This is a genomic window from Tibeticola sediminis, from assembly GCF_003843835.1.
In the GTDB taxonomy this organism is placed as follows: domain Bacteria; phylum Pseudomonadota; class Gammaproteobacteria; order Burkholderiales; family Burkholderiaceae_C; genus Tibeticola; species Tibeticola sediminis.
The window spans coordinates 193771-217037 of sequence record NZ_RKQL01000004.1; the positions used below are offsets into that span (position 1 = coordinate 193771).

Consider the following 23267-nt stretch of genomic DNA (forward strand, 5'->3'; position numbering starts at 1 on the left):
CCGGATGAGCCCTCACGTCCACCCCGTCGCCAGCCCCCTCAACACGCAAGACCACACGCGCACCGACGACGTGCGCATCCGCTCCGTGCGTCCGCTCATCACGCCTGCGCTGCTGCAGGAATGGCTGCCCGCGCCCGGCGCGGCCGTTCGCTTGGTGGAGCACAGCCGCGCGGCGATTTCGCGCGTGTTGCATGGGGCCGATGACCGGCTGGTGGTGGTGGTCGGGCCGTGCTCGATTCACGACCACGACCAGGCGCTGGAATACGCCCAAAGGCTCAAGGCCGAGGCCGATGCACTCGCGCAGGAGTTGATCATCGTGATGCGCGTGTATTTCGAAAAGCCGCGCACCACGGTGGGCTGGAAGGGCTACATCAACGACCCGCATCTCGACGGCAGTTTCGCCATCAACGAGGGACTGGAGCGCGCGCGTGCGCTGCTGCTCGACATCCTGGCGCTCGGCCTGCCGGTGGGCACGGAGTTTTTGGACCTGCTCTCACCGCAGTTCATCAGCGACCTGGTGAGCTGGGGCGCCATCGGCGCGCGCACCACCGAGAGCCAGAGCCACCGCCAGCTCGCCAGCGGCCTGTCCTGCCCGGTGGGCTTCAAGAACGGCACCGACGGTGGCGTGAAGGTCGCGGTGGACGCCCTCGTCGCCGCGCAGGCCAGCCACGCGTTCATGGGCATGACGAAGATGGGCCAGGCAGCGATTTTCGAAACCCGCGGCAACCCGGACTGCCACGTCATCCTGCGCGGCGGCAAAACGCCGAATTACGACGCTGCGAGCGTCGCCGCCGCCTGTGGGGTGCTCCAGGCCGCGGGTCTGCGCGAGCAGGTCATGGTGGACGTCTCACACGCCAACAGCAGCAAGCAGCATGCGCGCCAGATCGACGTCGCCGCCGACGTCGCCGCGCAGGTGGCGGCGGGCGAAGCACGCATCATGGGTGTGATGATCGAAAGCCACCTCGAGGAAGGCCGCCAGGACATCGTGCCCGGCCAGCCGCTGCGCCGGGGCGTCTCGGTGACCGATGCGTGCATCAGTTTCGAGCAGACGGTGCCGGTGCTCGAAGGCCTCGCCGCCGCGGTGGAACTGCGCCGCCAACGCAACCCGCACACGGCTTCGGCGTGAATCCCCCACCCGCAGCGGGTGGGCTCGCGCCATCGCGGGAACGGATTCAGCGTGGCCTTAGCGCGGCCGGCGCGGCGCCGAGGGGCCGCGGCCTTCGATGTGGCGGAAGGTGATGCGGCCCTTGGTGAGGTCGTAGGGCGAGAGTTCGAGCGAGACGCGATCGCCCGCGAGGATGCGGATGTGGTTCTTGCGCATCTTGCCGCCGGTATAGGCGATCAGTTCGTGCCCGTTGTCGAGCGTGACGCGAAAGCGCGAGTCGGGCAGCACCTCACTGGCAACGCCCATCATCTCGATCAGTTCTTCTTTGGCCATGGTGTGGTCCTTCATAGTCGCATGGAGGCGGGTCGCCCCATGCTGGGTTGCCCACGCCAAAACCACTCCGGATGCCAACCGAAACCGCCCAGCGCTCTGGGGAATCGACCAGTGTAGCAGAAATGCAACATTCGTGCCGGGACGCCGGGACGCCGGGATGCGCGACGCGCGAGGGCCCTGTTCAGCGTTGCCTTAGGTTCAGTCCTCGTCCGAGCGGCCGCTGCGTCGGATGGCGCGGATCAGCCACAGGCCACCCGCCACCGCGCCGAGGAATCCGAGCAGACCGAAGAGCGGCAATCCCAGCAGGGTCGGGCCGCCCTGCACGGTCATGACGATGGACGAGCCAATCACCAGTGCGGCGATGACGAGCGCCATGGCGAGCCGGTTGGCCGCACGGTCGATCTGATCGCCCACACGCTTGAGGTGCACGATGTCGAGCGCAATGTTCAGCTGCCCGCGCCGCGCCTGCCGCAGGATCTGGGCGACATCGTCGGGCAGGTGCTCGACGACGCCGAGCGCACGGCGCAGCGTGCCCCAGGCGCGCCGAGCAAGCGCCCGCGGCTCGTAGCGCGCACGCAGCACCTGGCGCAGCAGCGGGGTGGCTTCGGCCGCCATGTGAAAGTTCGGGTCGAGGCTGCGCCCGAGGCCTTCGAGCGTGATGAAGGCCTTGACGAGCAGCGCCAGGTCCGAGGGCAGCCCCAACTGGTGCTCGCGCAGGATGGCGGTCGCGTCGGCGAGCATCTGGCCGAGCCGAAGCTGCGCCAGCGGCACGCCGTGGTACTGGTCGACGAAGGCCTCGATTTCGCGCTCGAGCTGCGCGAGATCGGCGCCATGGCCATCGCTCGCCCATTCGAGCAGCACGTCGGCCACCGCGCGCGGCTCGCGCTCGACCAGACCGAGCAGCAGGCTCAGCAGTTCCTCGCGCCGACGCTCCGACAAGCGGCCGACCATGCCGAAGTCGATGAAGGCGATGCGGTTGCCCCTCAAGTAGAAGACATTGCCGGGGTGCGGGTCGGCGTGGTAGATGCCGTCTTGCACGATCATCTTGAGCACCGCGTGGGCGCCGCGCCGCGCGAGCCGCTCGCGGTCGAAGCCGGCTTCGGGGGTGAGCGCGTCGATGCGTTCGCCGGGCACGCCCTCGATGCGTTGCTGGACGTTGATGCGCGCACCGGTCCAGTCCCAATACACCCGCGGAATCACGATGTACGGCAGCGCCGCGAGATTGGCCGCGATCCGCTCGGCGTTGCGGCACTCGTTGGCGAGGTCGAGTTCGCGGCGCAGTGAACGCGCAAATTCCCGCACCAGTTGCTGCGGCCGGTAGGGCTTGAGGGCGGGCCATTCCGCTTCGGCCAGCGCCGCAAGCCGCGCCATGAGCCGCAGGTCTGCCTCGATGACGGATTCAATGCCGGGGCGACGGATTTTGACCACCACTTCGGTGCCGTCCTGCAGACGCGCGCCGTGCACCTGCGCAATCGATGCCGCCGCGAGCGGCTGGGCATCGAAGCGCGCAAACACCGCCTCGGGCTCGGCGCCCAGGTCCTCGCGCAGTTGCGGCCGCAGCGCTTCGATCGGCAGCGCCGGAACCTGGCTGTGGAGCTTTTCAAACTCAGCAATCCACTCGGGGCCAAACAGGTCGGCCCGCCCCGCGAGGATCTGGCCCAGCTTGACGAAGGTCGGGCCCAGTTCCTCCAGCGCGAGCCGCACCTGCACCGGCGCCGGCAGGCGCGCGAGGTCGGCCGCATGGTCCCAGTGCAGCGCATGGCCCGCGCGCTCGAGCCGATCCGCCAAGCCCAAGCGCCGGACGAGCTCACCGAAACCGTGCCGCACCAGTACCGAGGCGATTTCTTTGAGCCGGGCCAGGTCACGCGCGGCAAACAAGGTATCGATCAGCATGGAGCGATCATAGACGCCGGCAACAGCTCCTGCCTATCAAAATCCTTTTTTGATAGCAACGAACGACCGATTCATGCTGGCGAAGCGCCATTTTTATCTAAGGCGGCGCAGACCGCCCGCCGCCGGGATGCGCGGCGCGCGAGGGACTTGTTCAACGTTGCCCTAAAACTCAGGGCGCGATCGCCCGCTTCAGGCCGCGGGCCAGCGGGCGTGGCAGGCTGGCCAGGGACTCGAGCAGATGCGGCAGCACGCGCAGCTTCAGGCCCGTGAGGGTGGGCGGCACGACCGCCTCGATCAGGTGCGGCCCCGGCGTGGCCAGCGCCTGCTCGAGTGCGCGCACGAAGCCCTCGGTGCTCGTGGCGCGTTGGGCGGGCACACCCATGCCGTGCGCGAGCTGCACGAAATCGATCGGCGGCTGGCGCAGGTCGAACTGCGCGCGCGCCTTCTCGGCCGCGCCGAGCGCACCCACGCGCTGCAGCTCCACGTTCAAGATGGCGTAAGCGCGGTTGTTGAACACGATGCTCACCACATCGAGCCGCTCGCGCGCCATCGTCCACAAGGCTTGCGGCGTGTACATCGCCGAGCCGTCGCCCGAGAGCGCAATCACCTTGCGCCCCGGGCACGCAAGCGCAGCGCCGACCGCGTTGGGCAAGCCCTGCCCGATCGCGCCGCCGGTGAGTGTGAGCAAGTCGTGGCGCGGTGCGCCCGCGGTGTAGAGCGGCAGCAGCAGGCCCGAGGTCTGCGCCTCGTCGACGACGATGGCACCTTCGGGCAACAGGTGGCCGACGGCCTTGCAGACTTTGTCGGCCGTGAACTTGCCGCGCGGCCGCGGCGCGCGCTGCGCGGGCTGCACCCGAGGCGGCGTACGCTCGGCGCCAAGCGCGGCGACGAGCGCCGAAAGGCTGGCCACCACGTCCTCGTCGAACCCGGCCAACGTGTGCACCTGACAGCCCGCGGGCACGAGGTCGCTGGCCTTGCCCGGATAGGCAAAGAAGGACACCGGCGACTTGGCGTCGACCAGGATCAAATGCTCCAGTCCCGAGAGCTGCACCGAAGCAAGTTCGGCCAGATAGGCGAGCCGTTCGATCGGCGGCAGGCCCGCGCCACGCTCGAGCCGCGTGGGAAAAACCTCGGAAAACAGCCGCGCCCCGGTGTGCGCCGCAATTTGCGACGCGGCCCGCAAGGTCTCTGCGCGCAGCGCACGACCGCCGAGCAGCAGCGCCGCGCGGCCGCCGCCATTGCGCAGCGCCTGTGCGATCGCCTCGACCCGCGCGGCATCGACCGCGGCTGTGGCCCGCCGCGGTCGGGGCGCTGCGGGCACGCCGCCCTCGCTCCAGGACACATCGGCCGGCAGGATCAGCGTCGCCACCTGGCCCGGGGGCCCAAAGCTCGTGGCGACCGCCTCGGCCGCATCCTGGCCGATCTGCGCGGGGCTGAGACTGCGGCGGATCCAGGTGGAGACGTTGCGCGCCACGGTTTCGATGTCGGACTGCAGCGGCGCGTCGTAGCGCGCATGGTGCGTGGCGTGGTCGCCCACGATGTTGACCACCGGGACCCGCGCCTTGCGGGCGTTGTGCAGATTGGCCAGGCCGTTGCCCAGACCGCAGCCCAGGTGCAGCAGGGTGGCGGCGGGCTTGTCGGCCATGCGGGCATAGCCATCGGCCGCCCCGGTGGCCACGCCCTCGAACAGCGTGAGCACGGCACGCAGGCGCGGCTCGCGGTCGAGCGCCGCGACGAAGTGCATCTCGCTCGTGCCGGGATTGGTGAAGCAGACCTCCACGCCCGCCTCGACCAGCGTGCGCATCAGGGCTTGGGCTCCGTTCATGGCGTCTCCGAATTCAAGCTGGATCGCGGTCAGTGACAAAGGTCCCGCGCTGCCGCCCGCGCGGTCAGGATGCAGCCCGAGAGAAAGGTGCCTTCGAGCGAGCGCTTGCCACTGGCTCCGCCGCCGCCGAAGCCCGCGGCCTCGCCCACGGCGTAGAGGCCGGGGATGGGCGCGCCCGCAGTGTCGAGCACGCGGCTGTGCAAATCGGTCTGCAGGCCGCCCAGGCTTTTGCGGGTGATGAGCTGCACCTGAATGGCGATGTACGGTCCCGCGCCGCGTTGCTGCAGCGGTGCGGGCTTGCACGTGCGCAGCCGGTCCGGGCCCCACTGGCGCGCATGCAGAATGCGGCGGATCTGGTCGTCGTTGTGCAGCTTAGCCCCCGCGGCGAAATTCACATCGAACGCGTCCACCGTCGCTTGCAGCACCTCGGCTTGCACGTCGTCGCGCCCGGTGAGCGCATTCATCTTCGCCGCAAGCCCCGCGAGCGTGTCGTCGACGAGGAACTGCGGGCACTCGGCCACCATCTGCCGCACCAGCCGGTGGTTGCCCAACAGCGTTTCCTTCAAAAAAAGCAGGAACTGCCGGTCGCGGATGCGCGGGTTGTGCTCCGCGCCGGAAATGGCGAACTCGCGCGCTGCGATGCGCCAGTTGAGCAGCTGCCAGGTCCAGGGTTGCTCGAGCTCGGCCACACGCCGGCACAGCTCATGCGTATCGAAACCCGTCACCAAAGGCTCGGGCCCGAGCCGCCGCCCCCGATGGTCGAGCCACAAGGCCGATTTGCACGGAATCAAGGACAGCCCGTGGCCGGGGAAATGCGGCTGCGGATGCGGAATGCCCGCGGCATAGTTCCACATGTCGCCCGCGTGCGTGATCTGCGCACCCAGCGCTTCGGCCGCCTGATGCATCGATCCGTCGGCAAACGGGTGCGCGCCATTGAGAAAACCCGCGGGCAAGGGCCGATCCTGGGGCCAGTTCGCCCGCACCTGCTCGTGGCTGCCGTTGAGGCCCCCGGTGGCCAGCACCACCGCGCCCGCGCGCAGCGGCCACTCCTGCCCAGTGCTTTCGTCGCGCGCCACCGCCCCACGCAGCGCCCCTGCGGCCGTCTCGAGCGCGAGGACCCGGTGGCCGCTGAGCAGCGTCAACCGCCCCCCGCTGCCCGCGCGGCGCAGCGCTTCGATCAGGCGCAAGGTCAGCGCCCGGGCCGTGCCCCAGAGGATGTGGTAGCGCGGCACCGAGTTGCCTTCGCCCCAGTGCCCGCGCTCGACCCAGTTCACCGCGGGCATGAACTTCAGCCCGAGCGCGATCAGCCAGTCGTACACCTCGGCGCGGCAGTGCTCGACGTAATAGGCTGCCCAACGCCGCGGCCAGACCTCGTCCGGACCCAGTTCGCCAAAACGCAGCCAATCGGCGAGCGCGCGTTCAGGGCTGTCGGGGATACGCATGCGCCGCTGCAGCGGCGTATCGACGAGCGCCATGCCGCCGAAGGCCCAGCGGGCCAGGCCACCGAGGCGTTCGGGGGTGTCGCGGTCGACGACGATGACGCTCTGGCCGGCTTCGAGGCATTCCAGGGCGACGACCAAACCGGCAAGGCCACCGCCGATCACCAACACATCGGCTGCGGTTCTGGCTTCGGGCATGGCGGCTCTCCTTCGCTTGGCATCAACCCGTGCGCCGGGAGCTGCGCGCCCGAACCGAAATCCGGTCAACGCACTTCGGGCAGTTCGATCTTGACTTCCAGCACTTCGAGATTGTCCTGCCGTTCGAGGCTGACTTTGATGTCATCCGGGTTGATCCGGATGTACTTGCCAATCACGTCGACGAGGTCGCGCTGCAACGCGGGCAGAAAGTCGGGCTCTGCGGCGCTGCGGCCGACGCGCTCACGCGCAATGATGAGCTGCAGCCGTTCCTTGGCAACGCTGGCGGTCTTTTTTTTCTCACCGAGCAAAAAGGAGAGAAAGGACATGGCTCACTTCCCCCCGAACAGCCGCTTGAAGAAGCCTGGCTTCTCGGCTTCGGTAAAGCGCATGGGTCGTGATTCACCGAGGAAGCGCGCCACCACGTCCTTGTACGCCTCGGCCACGTCGCTGTCGGCCATGTGGATGGCGGGCACGCCCTGGTTCGAGGCCTGCAGCACCGTTTCGCTCTCGGGAATCACGCCGATGAGCGGAATGCGCAGTATGTCTTGGATGTCCTCGAGGCTGAGCATCTGCCCGTCGGCCACGCGGTTGGGGTTGTAGCGCGTGATCAAGAGATGTTCCTTGACCGGCTCGCCGCCTTCGATGGCGCGTTTGGTCTTGCTGCCGAGCATGCCCAGGATGCGGTCGGAATCGCGCACGCTCGAGACCTCGGGGTTGGTGACGACGAGCGCTTCGTCCGCATAGTGCATGGCCATGAGCGCGCCGGTTTCGATGCCCGCCGGCGAGTCGCACACGATGTACTCGAAACCCATCGCGGCCAGATCGGTCAGCACCTTCTCCACACCCTCCTGCGTCAGCGCATCCTTGTCGCGCGTCTGGCTGGCCGCGAGGATGTAGAGGTTGTCGCACTGCTTGTCCTTGATCAGGGCCTGGTTGAGATTGGCCTCGCCGTGGATGACGTTGATGAGGTCATAGACCACCCGGCGCTCGCAGCCCATGATGAGGTCGAGGTTGCGCAAGCCGACGTCGAAATCGATGACGGCCGTCTTGTGCCCGCGCAGCGCAAGGCCGCTGGCGAAACTGGCGCTGGTCGTGGTTTTGCCCACGCCGCCTTTACCGGAGGTGACGACGATGATTCTGGCCATGGGTCGGAGTCCTTTGCGATACAAAAATTAGGCGGCCCTGGACGCCATGTCCAGAGCCTGCATGATCAGTTTGTCGCCCTGAGGGCCGCTCTCCAGTCTGACATGAGCGGACTTACGCCACACCTCCGCCGGCCAAGGCGTTTCCGCCGTGCGGTAGACACCGGCGATCGAGACCAGCTCAGGTTCAAACGAAAGCGAAAAAATCCGCGCGTCCGCGTCGCCCCGCGCGCCCGCGATCGCCTTGCCCCGCAGCGGCGCGTAGACATGGATGTTTCCATCGGCGATGACCTCCGCGCCGGGGTTGACCATCGCCAACACCACCAGATCGCGACCCCGCGCATACACCTGCTGGCCCGAGCGCAGCGGCCGATCGATCACGAGCGCGCTGGTCGGAACAGGCGCCAGCACCTCGCCCCGTGCTTGCGGCGCAGGGTTGGATGGGGCTGCGGCCGATGGCGCGGCGTCGGCACGGGCTCGGGCATCGGGCGCATGGACCAAGCCCGCCGAGCGCGCCTCCTCGGCCTGGGCCGCTCCACCGCCGCGCCAAGCGACCGGTAGCAGCCCTTGCTGGCGCAGCAGATCGAGCAGCGCGGGCAGCGCGACGACCGTGTGCTCATCGAGGCTGGAAAAATCGAGCAGCAGCGGCTCGCCCTCGAAGAACCCAGGAATTTCGGCCAGGCGCTCCCTCAGCTCTTGCTCGAGCACGGCGACATCGCCCGATTTCAGGCGCAGCATCACCAACGGCAGGTTGGCGCTTTTGATTTCAAAGCTGAGGGGAGACTGGGCCGACACGGAATGAGACATGGAGACGGCGCGAAATTTTCTGCGCGCATCTTACGGCATGGCTCATGGCCGAACCCCGGCCGAAAGGCGGCTCAATCGGCACCAACGAGCACCCGCACATGGGCTGCGACGCTGCGCGCCAGCGCGTTGGGCTCATAGCCACCTTCGAGCGTCGAAATGAGCTTGCCGCCGCAATGGCGTCGCGCCACCACCAGGAGCTGCTGGGTGAGCCACTCGTAATCCCGGTCAACCCAGCCCAGATTGCCCATGTCGTCGTCGCGATGCGCGTCAAAGCCCGCCGAGACGAAGATGAGCTGCGGCTCGAAACGATCCAAGGCCGGCAGCCAATGCTCCAGCACCGCCGCGCGCAGTGCCTCGGACGCTGTGCGCGTGGGCAGCGCCACATTGACCATGTTCGGTCGGCGTTCGTCTTCGCCGCAAAACGGATAAAGACCGCGCTCGAATACCGAGCACATCAAGACGCGTTCGTCATCGCGAAAGATGTCCTCGCTGCCGTTGCCGTGATGCACGTCGAAGTCGATCAGGGCGACGCGCTCGAGCCCATGCACATCGAGCGCATGACGGATGCCGACCGCGGCATTGTTGAAAAAGCAAAAACCCATGGCGCGTTCGCGCTCGGCGTGATGTCCGGGCGGCCGCACGCAGCAAAAAGCGTTGGTGATTTCCCCAGCCAAAACAAGGTCGGTGGCAAGCACACAGGAGCCAGCGGCTCGAAGCGCGGCGCGCACCGTGTGTGGATTCATCAGTGTGTCGGGGTCTACGGGGCGATAGCCGTCCAAGGGGGCGGCGCTCAGGATTTCCCGAACGTACAGAGCCGTGTGCGCCCTCGCGAGCTGTTCTTCGGTGGCCAGCGGCGCGTCGAACGCGTGCATGTAGTCGAGCAGGCCTTTGGCAAGTAAGTGGTCGTAGATCGCATGCAGACGTACCGGCGCTTCGGGGTGCGAGGGCCCCATTTCGTGGCGCAGGCAATCGGGGTGGGTAATGAAGCCGCTGAGCAAGAGGTGCTTTCGATACGAGTGAATCCGGACCGCAATCGGCGCCCCGCGGGGGGAAGGGGTGGGGCTAGGAAGGGGTTTGGATGTTTATCCTAGATATGGCTATTTCAAATTAGTCGTAGTAGTAGGTCAAGCCGGTTTTTTGGGGAAAGTCGAGTTTTTCCTGAGCGGACAAGGACTTAAGGCCGGGACAGCCCTGTGAACCGAGGTCGATTGCAGCTGTCTCGCGTATAGGGACAACTTCGCTACAGGGGTGGGTCGTGTGGATAAGCCGGATTTATGCGGGAAGTTATCCACAGACTTATTCCAGGAAACCATTGCCCAAGGCTCGGGCCGATGAGTCGAAGCCGTGGCGTGGATGTGCAAGGACGCAGACCGACCGCACCCGGCCGGCGCGGCGCGGACGGACCCGGCTCAGCGTTGCCTCACGCCGTCAGCGCGCGGGCGATCCGATGTTGGAAGGGCGGGAAGGCCGCGGCGGCGCGCAAGGCCAGGCGGCGCAGCGTCCGAGCGGCCGGACGTTCGTCGGTGTAGAGACCGACGATGGCTTGCGTGGTGAGATAGAGGCTGCGCGTGTCGCGGCGATGCCGGCGTTCGTAAGCAGCCAGCGGCTCGAAGGCTCCGGGGTCGGCCTGTTGAGCCGCGGCGCGGCGTAGGCGACTCGCGAGCGTGCTGACGCCCAACAAGCCGAAGTTGAAGCCGTGGGCCGTGACCGGGTGCATGCCGACCGCGGCGTCGCCGATGCAGGCAAAGCGCGGGGCGGCGATGCGCTCGGGCCACACCGAAACCAAGGGGTAGACATGCCGCTGGCCCTGGAGCTGCATCGCACCAAGCCGGTGGGCGAATCGTGCGGCGACGGCTTGGTTGAACGCCTCGGGCGTGTCGTGGCACAGGGCTTCGATGTCGGCTGCGGGCAGGGTGATGACGACCGAAGCGCGCGGCCGACCGGTTTCGGGGTCGGGATTCATCGGCAACAAGGCGAGCGTCTGGCCGTGGTCGAACCATTCCCAGGCGGATTGGGCGTGGTCGCGTTCGTGGGTCATCGCGCAGACCAGCATGCTGCGGCCGAAATCTCGATGGGTGGCGGCGATGCCGAGCATGCGCCGGGTCGAGGAAAAGCGGCTGTCGGCAGCGATCAGCAGTCGGCCCTGCAGTTGTCGCCCGCTGGCGAGGGTGAGGTGGGCGACGTCGGGCTCGACCTGGGCCTGGACCACCCGGTCCTCGAAGTAAAAGTCGCCGGCCGGTTGCCCGCCGCGGGCGCTCGCGCAGGCCGCAAGGGCGGCGCGACGGATGTGGTGGTTGGAGACGAGAAAACCGAGTTCATTGGCACCGCAGCTTCGCGCGTCGACGACGAGCGGTTTCGGATCGGGGCCGTCGAAGATGCAGGCACGGCGCAAGGGGGCGCGGTGCTCGGGGGCGATACGGGCCCACAGACCGAGGTGCTGCAAGGTTCGAACCGATTGCTGCGTGAGAGCGATCTCGCGGCCGTCCTCGGGCGGGTCTTGAAGCTCGGCCTCGCGCAAGGGATCGATGAGGGCAATGCGCCAACCGGTCGAGGCCAGGGCGGTCGCAAAGGCCAAGCCGGCCGGCCCGGCACCGACCACGAGAATGTCGTAATTCATCCCGCGGAGGCTATCGACGGACGGGAGCGGGCGCTTTGACGGCGCTCAACTGAACAGAGGGAACGACAGAACGGACCGTAGCCTCTGGGTTTGCAGCGGATACGGGTCACGTAGCCCGTCGTTCGAAAGCCAGGCTCAGCGCTCGAGGTACCAGCGGATGATGTATTTCGCGAGGTAGCCCACCATGCCAAAGGCCAGGCCCAGGAACATCACGAAGGTTCCAAACTTGCCCGCCTTGGATTCCCACGCGAGCTGTCCGATGATGAACAGCATATACAGAATGAAGGCACCGACGCCGAAGCTCAGGCCGAAGGCCGCGATCTGTTCTTCCGAATAGCCAAACATGGAGGAAACCTTTTAGGCCGCACGCTGCGACGGCGGGAGGCGCTCGGGTAGGTGGCTTGCGTCCACGAGCTCACGGTACGCGTGCCAGCTTGCATGGCCGAGCAGCGGCAGGGCGACGATGAGACCGATGCCGCTGAGCATACCGAGCGCGGTGATGACCATGAGCAGCCCGGCCCACAAGGCCATGGGCAGTGGATTGGTAACGATGACGGCCCAGCTCGTGAGTACCGCTTGCTGGACCGAGACGGCGCGGTCGAGCAGCAGCGGCATCGAGACCACACTGGATGCATAAATCGGCGCCGCGAGCAACCCGCCGAGCAACAGCCAGAGCTCGAACAGCCACGAGTCTTCGGCCAGCACCACCGAGCGCAGGAAGTCGACGGGGGTTTGCACGGGCGCCGGTGCGTACAGCGTGATCAAGGCGGCCGAGGTCAGCACCCAACCGGTGCCGGCCAGCGCCAGGAGCAGACCAAAGCGCACCAGGCACCAATAGCCGCCGCTGCCACCGCTGCGTTGCTGCTGCCAGGCGGTCCAGGTGGCCACGAGCAAGCGGCCGTCGGCAGGCTCACCGCGCTCGAGCGCGCGGCTGAGCGCATAAAAGCCGGTGGCAAACAGCGGGGCGACGACGAGGAAACCGGACGCGGCGCTGGCCAGCAACCAGAAGCGGTCGTGTGCGATCAGCAGCAGCAGCGCCCCGGCGGCGGTCAAAGCTGCCCCTTGAACGAAGCTGATCGTCCCGGCGCGCCAAAGATCGCGCCAGCCGAGCCGTAGCCAGTGCAGAGGCCGCGTCAACCCCACCATGCGGACAGTGGGCAGGGACGTGGGTGCGGGGCAGGCGTTGGGTGTCGGCATGATGAGGAAACGCAAAGCTTAAAGCGCTGATCGTGCCTATTGTTTGCGTTTCGTCAAAGCCGGAAATACCCGGGGGTGTTTAAGGCAACGCTGAACAAGTCCCTTGCGCGCCGCGCATCCCGGCTGCGGGCGGTCTGCTTCGTTGCAAATCCTCGCCATAGCTTCGGCTATGGCTGCGGTTTGCGCCTCGCATCCCATCCCGCGGCCGGGCGCGCGCCATCGCAGGAACTTATTCAGCGTTGCCTTAAACCCGTCCCGCGCTTTGTGCCTTCACGGGGGCCGAATCCGCCTGGCCATGGGCGCTCAGTGCTTCATGCCGGGGCCGAATTCGGCGGGGTGGGCGTGTCGCCCTTCGTGCTCGAGCCAGCGCTTGGATTCGAGGTCAAAGATTTTTTGTTGTGCCGGGTTGAGCTGCGCGTAGAAGGTCTTGATCGCAGCAAGGCGCGCGTCCATGCGAGCCTGGGCCTGCGCGCGCAGCTGCTGCATGCGTTCGATGCGCTCGGGCGTGCTGAGCTTTTCCATTTCGGCACGCAGCGCGGCGCGGTCGGCGACCAGCGGCGGCTCGGGCTTCATGGCCTCGGCGAAAGTGTTCCAAGCGGGCTCTTGCGCAGGGCTCAGTTGCAAGCGCGTCTTGAGCTCGGCGAGATGACGGGCTTGGCGCTCGGCACGCTGGGCTTGCCTCGCGGTGGCGTCTGGGCCTCCATGGGTGCCGTGCATGCGCATCATGGGCGCGTGCGGGCCTTGGGGGCCAGCCATCGGGCCGGGGCCGCCTTGCGCAGGCGGACTCATTTGGGCGCTGGCTGCGAGCGCCGCGGCCGAGAGGACGGCCGTTACGACGAAGGGACGAAGTTGCGAAGTGCGCATGAGAGGCTTCCTTTCCTGTGAACTTGGAATGCTGCGCCGGGACGACCGGAGCAGACAGGAAGCGAGTGTGGCGGCGCGATGTATCGGCGCGTTGGTGCGCCGATGATGTTTTGTAAAGATCAGCGGGCCGGCCGCGCGACCGACCCACCGCATTGAGGCCTTCAGCTCTTCTTCATCGGGCAGGTGTTGATGCCCAGCAGGGTGTAGAGCGGACACCAGCCCAGCAGGCCGGTGGCGAGCGGAACCACGCCAATCCAGCCCCAGACGCCGATGGTGCCGGTGTAGGTGAGGCCCAGCAGGACCAGGCCGACGATGACGCGCAGCGCGCGGTCGATGGTGCCTTCGTTGGTTTTCATGATGCGTTCCTTTCCAAGTTGAACGAGTGGGAGCAAGGCCGGATTGTTCCGGCTGCCGTGCGCATGGTCTGTGACTTTGGTCACGGAGTCAATCGAGGGGCGGGCGAGCTCACCGTGGCCCGCTGGCGCGGCGCAAGGCGGCGGCGTCGAGGATGCGGATGTGCTCGCGGCCGCAGGCGATCCAGCCGTCACGTTCGAAGCGGCGCAGCAGGCGCGAGACGATTTCGCGCGCCGTGCCCAGGTCCTCGGCGAGTGCCTGATGGGTGGTGGCGATGTCGGGCCCGTGCCCGAGCAGCGCGGCGGCGAGCCTTTGGTCCAGCCGCTGGAAGGCGACGGCGTCGATCAATTCGGTGAGTTCGGCCATGCGCTCGGCATAGAGGCCGAGTACGAGCGCGCGAAAGCCGGGGGACTGCAGCCAGCGCTCGAAGGTTCGGGGGTCGGCGAGGATCAGCTCGGTCGGACGGGTGGCGACACCGCGCGCGGCGAGCGGGGTGCCGCGAAACAGGCAGGCGCTCGACACCAGGCAGATTTCCCCGGGGGAGACGCGGTAGAGCTCGAGCGAGCGTCCGTCGGCGGCATGGCGCGAGACTTTGACTTCACCCTCGAGCACGATCGGAAAGCCAAGACACGGGGCTTGCTCGCGGAACAGCACGGTGCCTTCGGGCACGCGCAGAAACACCGTCGCCGGCAGCTCGTGCAGCGCCGGGTCGACCGCGGCGAGGACGGGGTAGAGCGCCAGCGCCCGCTCGAGGGTGGGACCGGGGCCGGGCTCAATCGGCAACGGTGTAGCCCTCTTCGGTGATCGCCGCGGCCAGAGCCTCGCGCGGCGCGCTGGACTCGACCTCGACCCGGTTTTGGGCACGGTCGATTTGAACCTGCGCCTGCGGGTCGACGCGTTTGAGCGCGCGCTCGACCGCTTTTTCGCAATGGCTGCAGGTCATGCCGGTGACGGTGTAGGTGTGTTTCATGCGGAACTCCGGATCAAAAGCCGGAAGCATACGGCGACAGTTCAATCGTTGGACAATCAACACATGAATGAACCGGCAGTGAATCCTGGGGAAGCGGGCGATGGCGAGCGGTGCAGCGTCGACCTCGGCATCGGCGGTATGACTTGCGCCTCATGCTCGGCGCGGGTGGAGCGGGCACTGCGCAAGGTGCCCGGCGTGCAGCAGGCGACGGTGAATCTGGCGACCGAGTCGGCGCGCGTCGTGGTGGCGGGGGGCGATCCGCAGGTGGTGGCGCGCCTGGCCCGCGCGGTGCGCGAGGCGGGCTATGAGCCGCGCACGCCCGAGCAGATGCAGGCGGCGGCCGACGAGGGCCCCTGGGCGGGGTTTGGGCCGGTGGCGCTGGCCTTGGCCTTGTCCGCGCCGCTGGTGTTGCCCATGCTGCTGCAGGTGTTCGGGGTGCATGTGATGCTGCCGCCCTGGCTGCAGTTTTTGCTCGCCACCCCGGTGCAGTTCGTGCTGGGGGCGCGGTTCTACAAGGCGGGCTGGTCGGCGGCACGGCATGGCAGCGGCAACATGGATTTGCTGGTGGCCATCGGGACGACCGCGGGCTGGCTGCTGTCGGTCTGGCTGTGGTGGACGGCGCCGGCGGGCGAGACGCCGCATCTCTATTTCGAGGGCTCGGCGGTGGTGATTGCGCTGGTGCTGCTGGGCAAGTGGCTCGAAGCGCGCGCCAAGAGGCGGGCGACTTCGGCGATCCGGGCGCTGCATGCCTTGCGGCCTGAGCAGGCGCATTGGCTCGGGCCCGATGGGGAGGTCGATGTGCCGGTGGCCGAACTCTTGCCCGGCGACCGGGTGGTGGTGCGGCCGGGCGAGCGCTTCCCGGCCGATGGCCGCGTGGTCGAAGGCCACACCCAGGCCGACGAATCGCTCTTGACCGGCGAGTCGCTGCCCGTGCCCAAAGGGCCAGGGGACGCGGTGACGGGCGGCGCGATCAACGGCGAGGGCCGCGTCATGGTGGAGGTGACGGCGGTGGGGGCGGAGTCGGTGCTTTCGCGCATCATCCGGCTCGTCGAGGATGCGCAGGCCGCGAAGCCACCGATCCAGCGGCTGGTCGATCGCGTGGCTGCGGTGTTCGTGCCCGTGGTGCTGGGGTTAGCGGTGCTGACGTTGGCCGGCTGGCTCGCTGCGGGCGTGGGTTTCGAGGCGGCGGCCATCCATGCGGTGTCGGTGCTGGTGATCGCCTGCCCTTGCGCATTGGGGCTGGCGACGCCGGCGGCGATCATGGTGGGCACGGGCGTCGCGGCGCAGCACGGCATTCTGATTCAGGATCCGCTGGCGCTCGAGCGCGCCCGTGCGGTCGACACGGTGGTGTTCGACAAAACAGGCACCCTGACCGTGGGGCGGCCGACGCTGACCGCGTTTGTGACCGACGAGCCGCAGGCGGAGGATGCGTGGCTTGCTTTAGCGGCCAGTTTGCAAAGCGGCAGCGAGCACCCCTTGGCACGCGCGGTGGTGGCCGCAGCGCAGGCACGGTCGGTCGCGTTCGAGCCGGTGACACAGATGCACGCGGTGCCCGGCCGGGGCACCGAAGGGGTGGTGGACGGGGTGTGCTGGCGCTTGGGGAGTCTGCGCTGGCTCGAGGAGATGGGGGCGACGCTCGGGCCGCTCGAGGGCGAGGCGCGGCGGCTGCTGGCCAGCGGCGCGACCGTTTCGGCCTTGGCGGAATGTGGACGCGGTGAGGGCTCGGAAGCCCCCGCGGCGCGGGTGCGGGCGCTGCTGGCCTTTGCCGATGCGGTGAAGCCGGGGGCGCGCGAGGCGATCGAGCGCTTGCGCGCGCGGGGCTTGCAGGTCGTGATGCTCACCGGCGACCACCGCGCCGCAGCAGCGGCCGTGGCGCAGGCGCTCGGGCTCGATCCCGAGCGCGGTGAGGTGGTGGCCGAGGTCATGCCCGAGCAAAAAGCGGGGCACATTGCCACGCTGCGCCGCGCCGGGCGCGTGGTGGCGATGGTGGGCGACGGCGTGAATGACGCGCCTGCGCTCGCGGCCGCCGATGTGGGGCTGGCGATGGGCAGCGGCACCGATGTGGCCATGCACGCCGCGGGCATCACGCTCATGCGCGGCGACCTGGCGCTGGTGCCTGCAGCGCTCGACATTTCGGCGCGCACGGTCGGCAAGATCCGGCAAAACCTGTTTTGGGCGTTCATCTACAACATCGTCGGCATCCCGCTGGCGGCCTTGGGTTATCTGAGCCCGGTGCTCGCCGGCAGCGCGATGGCGGCGAGTTCGGTCAGCGTGATGGCCAACGCCCTGCTGCTGCGGCGCTGGCGGCCAGAATGTCAAAAAAGATAGCATGGATCGACCAAACGGCGCTGGGGTTTCGGCAGTTTTTTCGAGAACCCAGGCTCCGGAGGCCATTCAGGTTCGTTCAACGGGCGCAGCGGCGGCTGCGGCGCGTCCAAGGCGGGTTGAGGGCAGGGGCTTAAGCTGGGATTCATCTTTGCCCGACAATAATCGTCGGCGTTTGCGGGCCGCGTCACCGGCCCGCGCGGGCTGCCTTCATGGGGCCTTCAACCTTTCCTATTTTTTCCCCTTTTTGGCTACGAGCCGGTGCGCCGGCAGGGAGAACGACATGCTGAAACTTTCTCAGGCGCTGGCCACGGCGGCGCTCGGCGGCGCGCTGTGCAGCGCGGCAGCCGTCTGGGCGCAGGCGGCGCCTGCGCCGGTCACGCTGAGCCCCGAGCAGTTGAGTGCTGCGGGCATCCGCACCCAGCGGGTGAGCCGCACCGATGCCGCCGCAGCCCAGGCGCTGGAACTCTCGGGCACGGTGGTGCTGCCGCCGCAGGCGCAGCTGGTGCTCAGTGCGCCGCTGGCGGGCGTGGTGCAGCAGGTGACGGTGAGCCCAGGCCAGGCCCTGCGCGCCGGCCAGCCGGTGGCGCGGCTGCAGAGCGCGGAGCTGCTGCAATGGCAGCGCGAGCGGCTGAGCGCGCAGAACCAGTTGCAACTGGCCGAGGCGCGGCTCTCGCGCGACGAGAAGCTGTTCGCCGAGGGCCTGATTGCCGAAATGCGCGTGCAGGAGGCGCGCAGCCAGGCCGAACTGGCGCGGCTGGCACTGGCCGAGCGGCGCGCGGTGTTGAGCGTTGTGGGCGCCGGCACGCAGGGCGAGGGACTGCAGGCCGGGCTGACACTGAGCGCGCCGGTGGCGGCCACGGTGATCGAGCTGCTGGCCAGCCCCGGCCAGCGGCTTGACGCGGGCATGCCGGTGGCGCGGCTGGCGCGCGCCGGCGCGCTGGCGCTGGAGCTGCAGGCGCAGCCCGAGCAGGCTGCGAGCGTGCGCGTGGGCGACCGATTTGAGATCCTCGGCTGCCGCCGTGCCGATGGCTCGCCGGTGACGGCCCGCCTCATGGCGCTGAACCCGCAGCTCATGCCAGGCAACCAGGCGGTGGTGCTGCGCGCCGATGTGGAAGGCAAGGCGCCCGAGTGTTTGCGCGCCAACCAGTTCGTGCAGGCGCGGCGCACGGCGCTGGGCGGGCGGGCGTCGTCGGCGCTGGCGCTTCCGACCGAGGCGGTGGTGCGCCAGGGCACGCAGGCCTATGTGTTCGTGCGCACCGCCAAGGGCTTCGTGCCCACGCCGGTGCAGGTGCAGGCCCAGGGCGCAGGCCTGGTGCAGGTGACGGCCGGCCTGCGGGGCGACGAGGAGGTGGCGGTGCAGGGCACGGCCGCGCTCAAGGGCGCCTGGCAAGGCCTGGGCGCGGGAGAGGCCCAGTGATGCTGGCGCGCCTGATTGCGTTTTCGCTTGCGCAGCGGCTGCTGGTGGCGGTGCTGGCGCTGGCGCTGATGGGCGCGGGCTGGGTGGCGTTTCGCGCGCTGCCGATCGACGCCTTCCCCGATGTTTCGACCACGCAGGTCAAGATCATCCTCAAGGCGCCGGGCATGACGCCCGCGGAGGTGGAGACGCGCATCGTCGCGCCCATCGAGCAAGAGCTGCTGGGCATCCCGAAGCAGGTGATGCTGCGCTCCCAGAGCAAGTATGCGATTGCCGACATCACGCTGGACTTTGCCGACGGCACTGATATTTATTGGGCGCGGCAGCAGGTCAGCGAGCGGCTCGCCGGCGTGATGGGCGAACTGCCGCCGGGGCTCTCCGGGGGCCTCGCACCCATCACCACGCCGCTGGGTGAGATGTTCATGTTCACACTCGAAGGCCCGCAGTCGCTGGCGGAGAAGCGGCGCGTGCTCGACACCCTGGTGCGCCCGCGGCTGCGCGGCATCGCCGGCGTGGCCGACGTGAACACCCTGGGCGGCGTGGTGGAAACCTTCGAGGTCGCGCCCGATTTGGGGGCGCTCGCGGCGCGCAAGCTGTCGCTGGCGCAGCTGCAAGAGGCGCTGGCCACGAACAACCGCAACGATGGCGCGGGCCGGCTCTCGGCGGGGGAGGAGTCGTTGCTGGTGCGCGCGGACGGCAGCATCCGCACGCTCGACGATGTGCGCGCGATCGCCGTGGCGCAGAAGGACGGCCAGGTGGTGCGCGTGGGCGACGTGGCCACGGTGCGCCTGGGCAGCCTCACGCGCTACGGCGGGGTGACCCGCAACGGCGAGGCCGAGGCGGTCGAAGGCCTGGTGCTGGGCCTGCGCGGCGCGAATGCACAAAGCTTGGTGCGCGACGTGAAGGCCGCGCTCGACGAACTCGCGCCCAGCCTGCCCAAGGGCATGCAGATCGTGCCGTTTTACGACCGCGGTGCGCTGGTCGAGCGCGCGGTGGGCACGGTGAGCAAGGCGCTGGCCGAGGCCATCGTGTTGGTGCTCGCGCTGCTGCTGCTGTTCCTGGGCAATCTGCGCGCGGCGCTGGTGGTGGCGCTGATCCTGCCGCTGTCGGCGCTGGCCACCTTCGTGCTGATGCAGCAATGGGGCTTGTCGGCCAACCTGATGTCGCTCGGCGGGCTGGCCATTGCCATCGGCATGCTGGTGGATGCGGCGGTGGTGGTGGTGGAAAACATCGAGGCGCGCGCGGGTCAGACCGGCGGCAGCGCGCAATTGGCGCATTTGCACAATGTCTACCGGGCCACGCAGGAGGTGGCGACGCCGGTGGCCTCGGGCGTGCTCATCATCATGATCGTGTTCCTGCCGCTGTTGACCTTGCAGGGGCTCGAAGGCAAGCTGTTCTCGCCGGTGGCGCTGACCATCGTGTTCGCGCTGGCGGCTTCGCTGCTGCTGTCGTTGACCGTCATTCCGGTGCTGGCGTCGGTCGCGCTTAAGCGGGGTCACCATGCCACGCCGTGGGTGGTGCGCAAGCTCGAGGCCGCTTATGCGCCGCTGCTGGACTGGGCGCTGGCCCATGCCAAGACCGTGGGGCTGCTGGCCGCAGCGGCGCTGGTGGCCGCTGCAGCGGCGTTTGGCAGCATAGGCAAGTCCTTCATGCCCGCGCTCGACGAGGGCGACATCATCATGCAGGTCGAGAAGCTGCCGTCGATCAACCTCGCGCAGTCCATGGCCACCGACCTGGCGATTCAGCAGCGCATCATGAAGGCCGTGCCCGAGGTGGCGGGCATCGTGGCCCGCGTGGGCTCCGACGAGCTGGGTCTCGACCCCATGGGGCTCAACGAAACCGACACCTTCCTCGTGCTCAAGCCGCGCAGCGAATGGCGGTTCAAGACCAAGGAGGCGCTGATCGATGCGCTGCGCGAGGCCGCCGCGGGCATGCCCGGCGTGAACGTGAGCTTTACTCAGCCCATCGAGATGCGCACCTCGGAAATGCTCTCCGGCGTGCGCGGCGACCTCGCGGTCAAGGTGTTCGGGCCCGACCCGGCCGAGCTCTCGGCGCTGGCGGAAAGAATCGTCGGCGTGCTCAAGGGCCTGCCGGGTTCGGAAGACGTGGTGACGGCACAGAACGATGGCGTGCAGTACCTGCGGGTGGAGATCGACCGCGCCGCCGCCGGACGCTTCGGCCTCACGGTCGAGCAGGTGCAAAACGATTTGCGCACCCTGGTCGAAGGCCAGCGCGTGGGCACGGTGATGCAGCAGGCGCGGCGCGTGCCGCTGGTGCTGCGCGGCGACGAGCCGTTGCGCCTTTCGCCCGAGCGCTTCGCGCAGCTGCGGCTGCCGCTCGCGGGCGGCGAGTCGGTGGCGCTGGCGCAGATCGCGCGCCTGGTGCAGGACGACGGGCCGGTGAAGGTCGAGCGCGAGCAGTCCTCGCGCATGTCGGTGGTGCGCGCCAATGTGCGCGGCCGCGATCTGGTGGGCTTCGTCGGTGACGCGCAGGCCGCGGTGGCGCGCGAGGTGGCGCTGCCCGAGGGCTACCACCTCGCCTGGGGTGGGCAGTTCGAGAACCAGCAGCGCGCGGCCCAGCGGCTGGCTCTGGTGGTTCCGGTGGCGCTGGCGCTCATCGTGGGCGTGCTGTTTGCCACGCTGGGCTCGCTCCGGCAAGCGCTGCTGGTGTTCGCCAACATACCGCTGGCGCTGGTGGGCGGCGTGGCCGCGCTGGCGGTGAGCGGGGAATACCTTTCGGTACCGGCTTCGGTGGGCTTCATCGCGCTCATGGGTATTGCCGTGCTCAACGGCCTGGTGCTGGTGACCCACTTCAACCAGTTGCGCGCACGCGGCCTGCCCATCGCCGAGGTGGTGCGCCAAGGCGCCGTGCGGCGGCTGCGGCCGGTGCTGATGACGGCGAGCATCACCGCGCTGGGGCTGATTCCGCTGCTGCTGGCCACCGGGCCGGGCTCGGAGATTCAGCGGCCGCTGGCGGTGGTGGTGATCGGCGGGCTGATCAGCTCCACATTGCTGACGCTGGTGTTGCTGCCCATCGTCTATGCCCGCTTTTTCGATACCGCAGGGAAGGACCCCGCATGAACGGATCTGCAACCGAGGCACGGCCCGAGGCCGCGGCCACGCCGCCCGACTGCTTGCTGACGCTGGCGCTGCCGCGTGCACTCGAGGAAGAAGTGCTCGACACCTTGATGAGCCACCTCGAGCTTGCGCGTGGGTTCACCGTGCTGCACGGCCAGGGCATGGGCACGCATGTGGCCTTGGCGAGCGCGATGGAGCAGGTGCAGGGGCGCGCGCGGCGGGTGTTCGTGCAGGTGGCCTTGACGCGGGCGCAAGCGCATGCCTTGCTGCGCGCGCTGCACGAGGCGCTGCCGCGTGCGCGGATGGCGTACTGGATCGTGCCCTTGCTGGACTTTGGACATGTGGGAGAAACGGTATGAAGGCAGCTGAGGCCGTGCGGCGCGGGGCGCTGGCCGTCGTGTGGGGTCTGGCGGCGGGCAGCAGCTGGGCGCAGACCGCGGCGCAAGTGGGCCTGCCGCTGCCCGTGGAGGTGTTGCGCGCGGCGGTGCAGGCGCAGCCGCGCGTCGCGGCGGCCGAGGCCGCGCTGGCCGCCGCTCGGGCCCGCGGCGAGGCGCTGCAGGCGGGGCCGTATGAATGGACGGCGCGGCTCGCGCTGAATCGGCGCGACGACCGCGCGGCCGACCAGCGGCTCAGCGAGCAGGAGATCGCGTTGGAAACCGGGCTGCGCCTGCCTGGAAAGGCGCAGACGGATGGGCAGCTCGCCGCGCTCGGCGTGCAGGAACAGGTGCATGCCTTGGCGCAGGCGCGGCGCGAGGTGTTGCACGAGCTGCTGGCCGAGACCTATGCGCTGCTGGCCGCGCAGCGCGAGGCGGCGGTGCAGGCCGAGCTGGTGGCGGTGTCGCAGCGGCAGTTGGAGGTGGCGCTGCGCCGCGAGCGCGCCGGCGAGGCTGCGAAGCTCGAAACCTTGGCCGCGCGGGCCGATTTGGCGCGCGTGCAGGCCGCGGCCGAAGCCGCGCAGGCCCAGGCTGCCGAACGCTCGGCTGCCTGGCTGCGCCGTTATCCGGGCGTGCTGCTGCCCGACGCCGCGGCGGTACCGGAGTTGGAGGCGCTGGTCGCGCGCATGAAGCCGCTCGAAAGCGCGGCCGCGCAGGCGGCCTGGGTGGAGCAGCTCATGGCCCAGCACCCCGACTTGGCGGCTGCTGGGATCCGCACCGCGCTGGCGCGCACCGAAGCCAGGCGTGCCGAGCAGGACCGGCTGGCTGACCCCACCGTGGGCGTGCGCACTGCCCGCGAGCGCGGCGGGCAGGAGCGGGTGTGGGGCGTGTATGTGTCGGTGCCGATCGGCGGCGCGGCGCGGCAGGCGGCGGTGGCTGCGGCTTTGGCCCAGGCCGATCGCGCCGAGCGTGAGCAGGCGCAGACGCGCCAGCGTGTGCAGGCCGAGGCGTGGCGGATGCTCGGGGAAGCGCTGCAGGGCGTGCGTCAGGCGCAGCGCCAGCAAGTGGCGGCGCAGGCGCTGGTGCGCAGCGCCCAGTTGCAGGAACGCGCCTGGACGCTGGGTGAGGGCACGTTGTCGGATGTGCTGCTGGCGCAACGCACGGCGGCCGAGGCGCGGCTGGCGGCCGAGCGCGCGCATGTCGATGCGGCAGCGGCGTTGGCGCGGCTGGAGGCGCACTCCCCCAGCGTGTGGGCGGACGCCGGGCGGTGAGTGAGCCCACCGTCCGCCGGGCCGGCGCTTGGGCGTCGAATTCGCGGGAAGTTGACATG

General features: G+C 68.9%; 21 protein-coding genes. 6 read left to right on the top strand and 15 right to left on the bottom strand.

Features of this window, described 5'->3' with window-relative positions; genetic code table 11:
• The first annotated feature begins 4 nt into the window (after positions 1–4).
• Positions 5–1126: a 3-deoxy-7-phosphoheptulonate synthase gene (locus EDC62_RS09540; protein ID WP_124223040.1), complete on the top strand. Its 1122-nt coding sequence runs from the start codon at positions 5–7 to the stop codon at positions 1124–1126.
• A gap of 57 nt (positions 1127–1183) precedes the next feature.
• Here the strand turns inward: EDC62_RS09540 and infA are convergent, their stop codons facing one another.
• The 15 genes from infA to EDC62_RS09615 form a co-directional block, all read right to left on the bottom strand.
• Positions 1184–1438 (bottom strand): translation initiation factor IF-1, encoded by a 255-nt coding sequence (infA, locus tag EDC62_RS09545; protein ID WP_124223042.1) that lies wholly within the window; start codon positions 1436–1438, stop codon positions 1184–1186.
• A gap of 198 nt (positions 1439–1636) precedes the next feature.
• Positions 1637–3331, bottom strand: coding sequence for an ABC1 kinase family protein (locus EDC62_RS09550; RefSeq protein WP_124223044.1), 1695 nt, complete (start codon positions 3329–3331; stop codon positions 1637–1639).
• 169 nt (positions 3332–3500) lie between these two features.
• Entirely contained in the window at positions 3501–5156 is a 1656-nt protein-coding gene (locus tag EDC62_RS09555) for an acetolactate synthase large subunit (protein WP_124223046.1), read from the bottom strand.
• 29 nt (positions 5157–5185) lie between these two features.
• On the bottom strand, positions 5186–6793 hold the full coding sequence (locus EDC62_RS09560; protein WP_124223048.1) for an FAD-dependent oxidoreductase: 1608 nt from the start codon (positions 6791–6793) through the stop codon (positions 5186–5188).
• A gap of 65 nt (positions 6794–6858) precedes the next feature.
• On the bottom strand, positions 6859–7119 hold the full coding sequence (gene minE / locus EDC62_RS09565; RefSeq protein WP_124223050.1) for a cell division topological specificity factor MinE: 261 nt from the start codon (positions 7117–7119) through the stop codon (positions 6859–6861).
• Between the two features lie 3 nt (positions 7120–7122).
• Positions 7123–7938 carry a septum site-determining protein MinD gene (gene minD / locus EDC62_RS09570; RefSeq protein WP_124223052.1) on the bottom strand — a complete coding sequence of 272 codons (816 nt, stop codon included), beginning with the start codon at positions 7936–7938 and terminating at the stop codon, positions 7123–7125.
• Positions 7939–7965: 27 nt separating this feature from the next.
• The gene (gene minC / locus EDC62_RS09575) at positions 7966–8742 is read right to left on the bottom strand and encodes a septum site-determining protein MinC (RefSeq protein ID WP_124223054.1); all 777 of its coding nucleotides are present in this window, start codon (positions 8740–8742) and stop codon (positions 7966–7968) included.
• Positions 8743–8813: 71 nt separating this feature from the next.
• Complete coding sequence (locus EDC62_RS09580) at positions 8814–9740, bottom strand: histone deacetylase family protein (protein WP_124223056.1); 927 nt, start codon at positions 9738–9740, stop codon at positions 8814–8816.
• 422 nt (positions 9741–10162) lie between these two features.
• Entirely contained in the window at positions 10163–11359 is a 1197-nt protein-coding gene (gene ubiM, locus EDC62_RS09585) for a 5-demethoxyubiquinol-8 5-hydroxylase UbiM (protein WP_124223058.1), read from the bottom strand.
• 135 nt (positions 11360–11494) lie between these two features.
• Positions 11495–11704 (bottom strand): DUF2788 domain-containing protein, encoded by a 210-nt coding sequence (locus tag EDC62_RS09590; RefSeq protein WP_124223060.1) that lies wholly within the window; start codon positions 11702–11704, stop codon positions 11495–11497.
• Between the two features lie 12 nt (positions 11705–11716).
• The gene (locus EDC62_RS09595) at positions 11717–12556 is read right to left on the bottom strand and encodes a DUF2189 domain-containing protein (protein ID WP_124223061.1); all 840 of its coding nucleotides are present in this window, start codon (positions 12554–12556) and stop codon (positions 11717–11719) included.
• Between the two features lie 303 nt (positions 12557–12859).
• Positions 12860–13420 (bottom strand): Spy/CpxP family protein refolding chaperone, encoded by a 561-nt coding sequence (locus tag EDC62_RS09600; protein WP_170159049.1) that lies wholly within the window; start codon positions 13418–13420, stop codon positions 12860–12862.
• Between the two features lie 161 nt (positions 13421–13581).
• On the bottom strand, positions 13582–13776 hold the full coding sequence (locus EDC62_RS09605; protein ID WP_124223065.1) for a YgaP family membrane protein: 195 nt from the start codon (positions 13774–13776) through the stop codon (positions 13582–13584).
• Between the two features lie 109 nt (positions 13777–13885).
• Positions 13886–14557 carry a Crp/Fnr family transcriptional regulator gene (locus tag EDC62_RS09610; protein WP_245968829.1) on the bottom strand — a complete coding sequence of 224 codons (672 nt, stop codon included), beginning with the start codon at positions 14555–14557 and terminating at the stop codon, positions 13886–13888.
• Entirely contained in the window at positions 14547–14744 is a 198-nt protein-coding gene (locus EDC62_RS09615; RefSeq protein WP_124223067.1) for a heavy-metal-associated domain-containing protein, read from the bottom strand. The genes EDC62_RS09610 and EDC62_RS09615 overlap by 11 nt, the downstream gene beginning before the upstream one ends.
• Before the next feature lie 63 nt (positions 14745–14807).
• Here EDC62_RS09615 and EDC62_RS09620 point away from each other — a divergent pair, with 63 nt between their 5' ends.
• The 5 genes from EDC62_RS09620 to EDC62_RS09640 all read left to right on the top strand — a co-directional run bounded on the left by EDC62_RS09620 (position 14808) and on the right by EDC62_RS09640 (position 23208).
• The gene (locus EDC62_RS09620) at positions 14808–17072 is read left to right on the top strand and encodes a heavy metal translocating P-type ATPase (protein ID WP_124223069.1); all 2265 of its coding nucleotides are present in this window, start codon (positions 14808–14810) and stop codon (positions 17070–17072) included.
• Between the two features lie 280 nt (positions 17073–17352).
• A complete protein-coding gene (locus EDC62_RS09625; protein ID WP_124223071.1) occupies positions 17353–18489 on the top strand; it encodes an efflux RND transporter periplasmic adaptor subunit in 1137 nt (378 codons plus the stop codon).
• Positions 18489–21566, top strand: a complete 3078-nt coding sequence (locus EDC62_RS09630) for an efflux RND transporter permease subunit (protein ID WP_124223073.1) — start codon at positions 18489–18491, stop codon at positions 21564–21566. Before EDC62_RS09625 ends, EDC62_RS09630 begins: the two co-directional genes overlap by 1 nt.
• Positions 21563–21922 (top strand): DUF3240 family protein, encoded by a 360-nt coding sequence (locus EDC62_RS09635; RefSeq protein ID WP_124223075.1) that lies wholly within the window; start codon positions 21563–21565, stop codon positions 21920–21922. The genes EDC62_RS09630 and EDC62_RS09635 overlap by 4 nt, the downstream gene beginning before the upstream one ends.
• Complete coding sequence (locus tag EDC62_RS09640; RefSeq protein WP_124223077.1) at positions 21919–23208, top strand: TolC family protein; 1290 nt, start codon at positions 21919–21921, stop codon at positions 23206–23208. The genes EDC62_RS09635 and EDC62_RS09640 overlap by 4 nt, the downstream gene beginning before the upstream one ends.
• Positions 23209–23267: the final 59 nt, after the last annotated feature.

Coding starts and splice junctions, on each gene's coding strand:
- EDC62_RS09540 (WP_124223040.1), top strand. CDS start 5: ATGAGCCCTCACGTCCACCCCGTCGCCAGCCCCCTCAACACGCAAGAC.
- infA (WP_124223042.1), bottom strand. CDS start 1,438: ATGGCCAAAGAAGAACTGATCGAGATGATGGGCGTTGCCAGTGAGGTG.
- EDC62_RS09550 (WP_124223044.1), bottom strand. CDS start 3,331: ATGCTGATCGATACCTTGTTTGCCGCGCGTGACCTGGCCCGGCTCAAA.
- EDC62_RS09555 (WP_124223046.1), bottom strand. CDS start 5,156: ATGAACGGAGCCCAAGCCCTGATGCGCACGCTGGTCGAGGCGGGCGTG.
- EDC62_RS09560 (WP_124223048.1), bottom strand. CDS start 6,793: ATGCCCGAAGCCAGAACCGCAGCCGATGTGTTGGTGATCGGCGGTGGC.
- minE (WP_124223050.1), bottom strand. CDS start 7,119: ATGTCCTTTCTCTCCTTTTTGCTCGGTGAGAAAAAAAAGACCGCCAGC.
- minD (WP_124223052.1), bottom strand. CDS start 7,938: ATGGCCAGAATCATCGTCGTCACCTCCGGTAAAGGCGGCGTGGGCAAA.
- minC (WP_124223054.1), bottom strand. CDS start 8,742: ATGTCTCATTCCGTGTCGGCCCAGTCTCCCCTCAGCTTTGAAATCAAA.
- ubiM (WP_124223058.1), bottom strand. CDS start 11,359: ATGAATTACGACATTCTCGTGGTCGGTGCCGGGCCGGCCGGCTTGGCC.
- EDC62_RS09590 (WP_124223060.1), bottom strand. CDS start 11,704: ATGTTTGGCTATTCGGAAGAACAGATCGCGGCCTTCGGCCTGAGCTTC.
- EDC62_RS09595 (WP_124223061.1), bottom strand. CDS start 12,556: ATGCCGACACCCAACGCCTGCCCCGCACCCACGTCCCTGCCCACTGTC.
- EDC62_RS09600 (WP_170159049.1), bottom strand. CDS start 13,420: ATGCGCACTTCGCAACTTCGTCCCTTCGTCGTAACGGCCGTCCTCTCG.
- EDC62_RS09605 (WP_124223065.1), bottom strand. CDS start 13,776: ATGAAAACCAACGAAGGCACCATCGACCGCGCGCTGCGCGTCATCGTC.
- EDC62_RS09615 (WP_124223067.1), bottom strand. CDS start 14,744: ATGAAACACACCTACACCGTCACCGGCATGACCTGCAGCCATTGCGAA.
- EDC62_RS09620 (WP_124223069.1), top strand. CDS start 14,808: ATGAATGAACCGGCAGTGAATCCTGGGGAAGCGGGCGATGGCGAGCGG.
- EDC62_RS09625 (WP_124223071.1), top strand. CDS start 17,353: ATGCTGAAACTTTCTCAGGCGCTGGCCACGGCGGCGCTCGGCGGCGCG.
- EDC62_RS09630 (WP_124223073.1), top strand. CDS start 18,489: ATGCTGGCGCGCCTGATTGCGTTTTCGCTTGCGCAGCGGCTGCTGGTG.
- EDC62_RS09635 (WP_124223075.1), top strand. CDS start 21,563: ATGAACGGATCTGCAACCGAGGCACGGCCCGAGGCCGCGGCCACGCCG.
- EDC62_RS09640 (WP_124223077.1), top strand. CDS start 21,919: ATGAAGGCAGCTGAGGCCGTGCGGCGCGGGGCGCTGGCCGTCGTGTGG.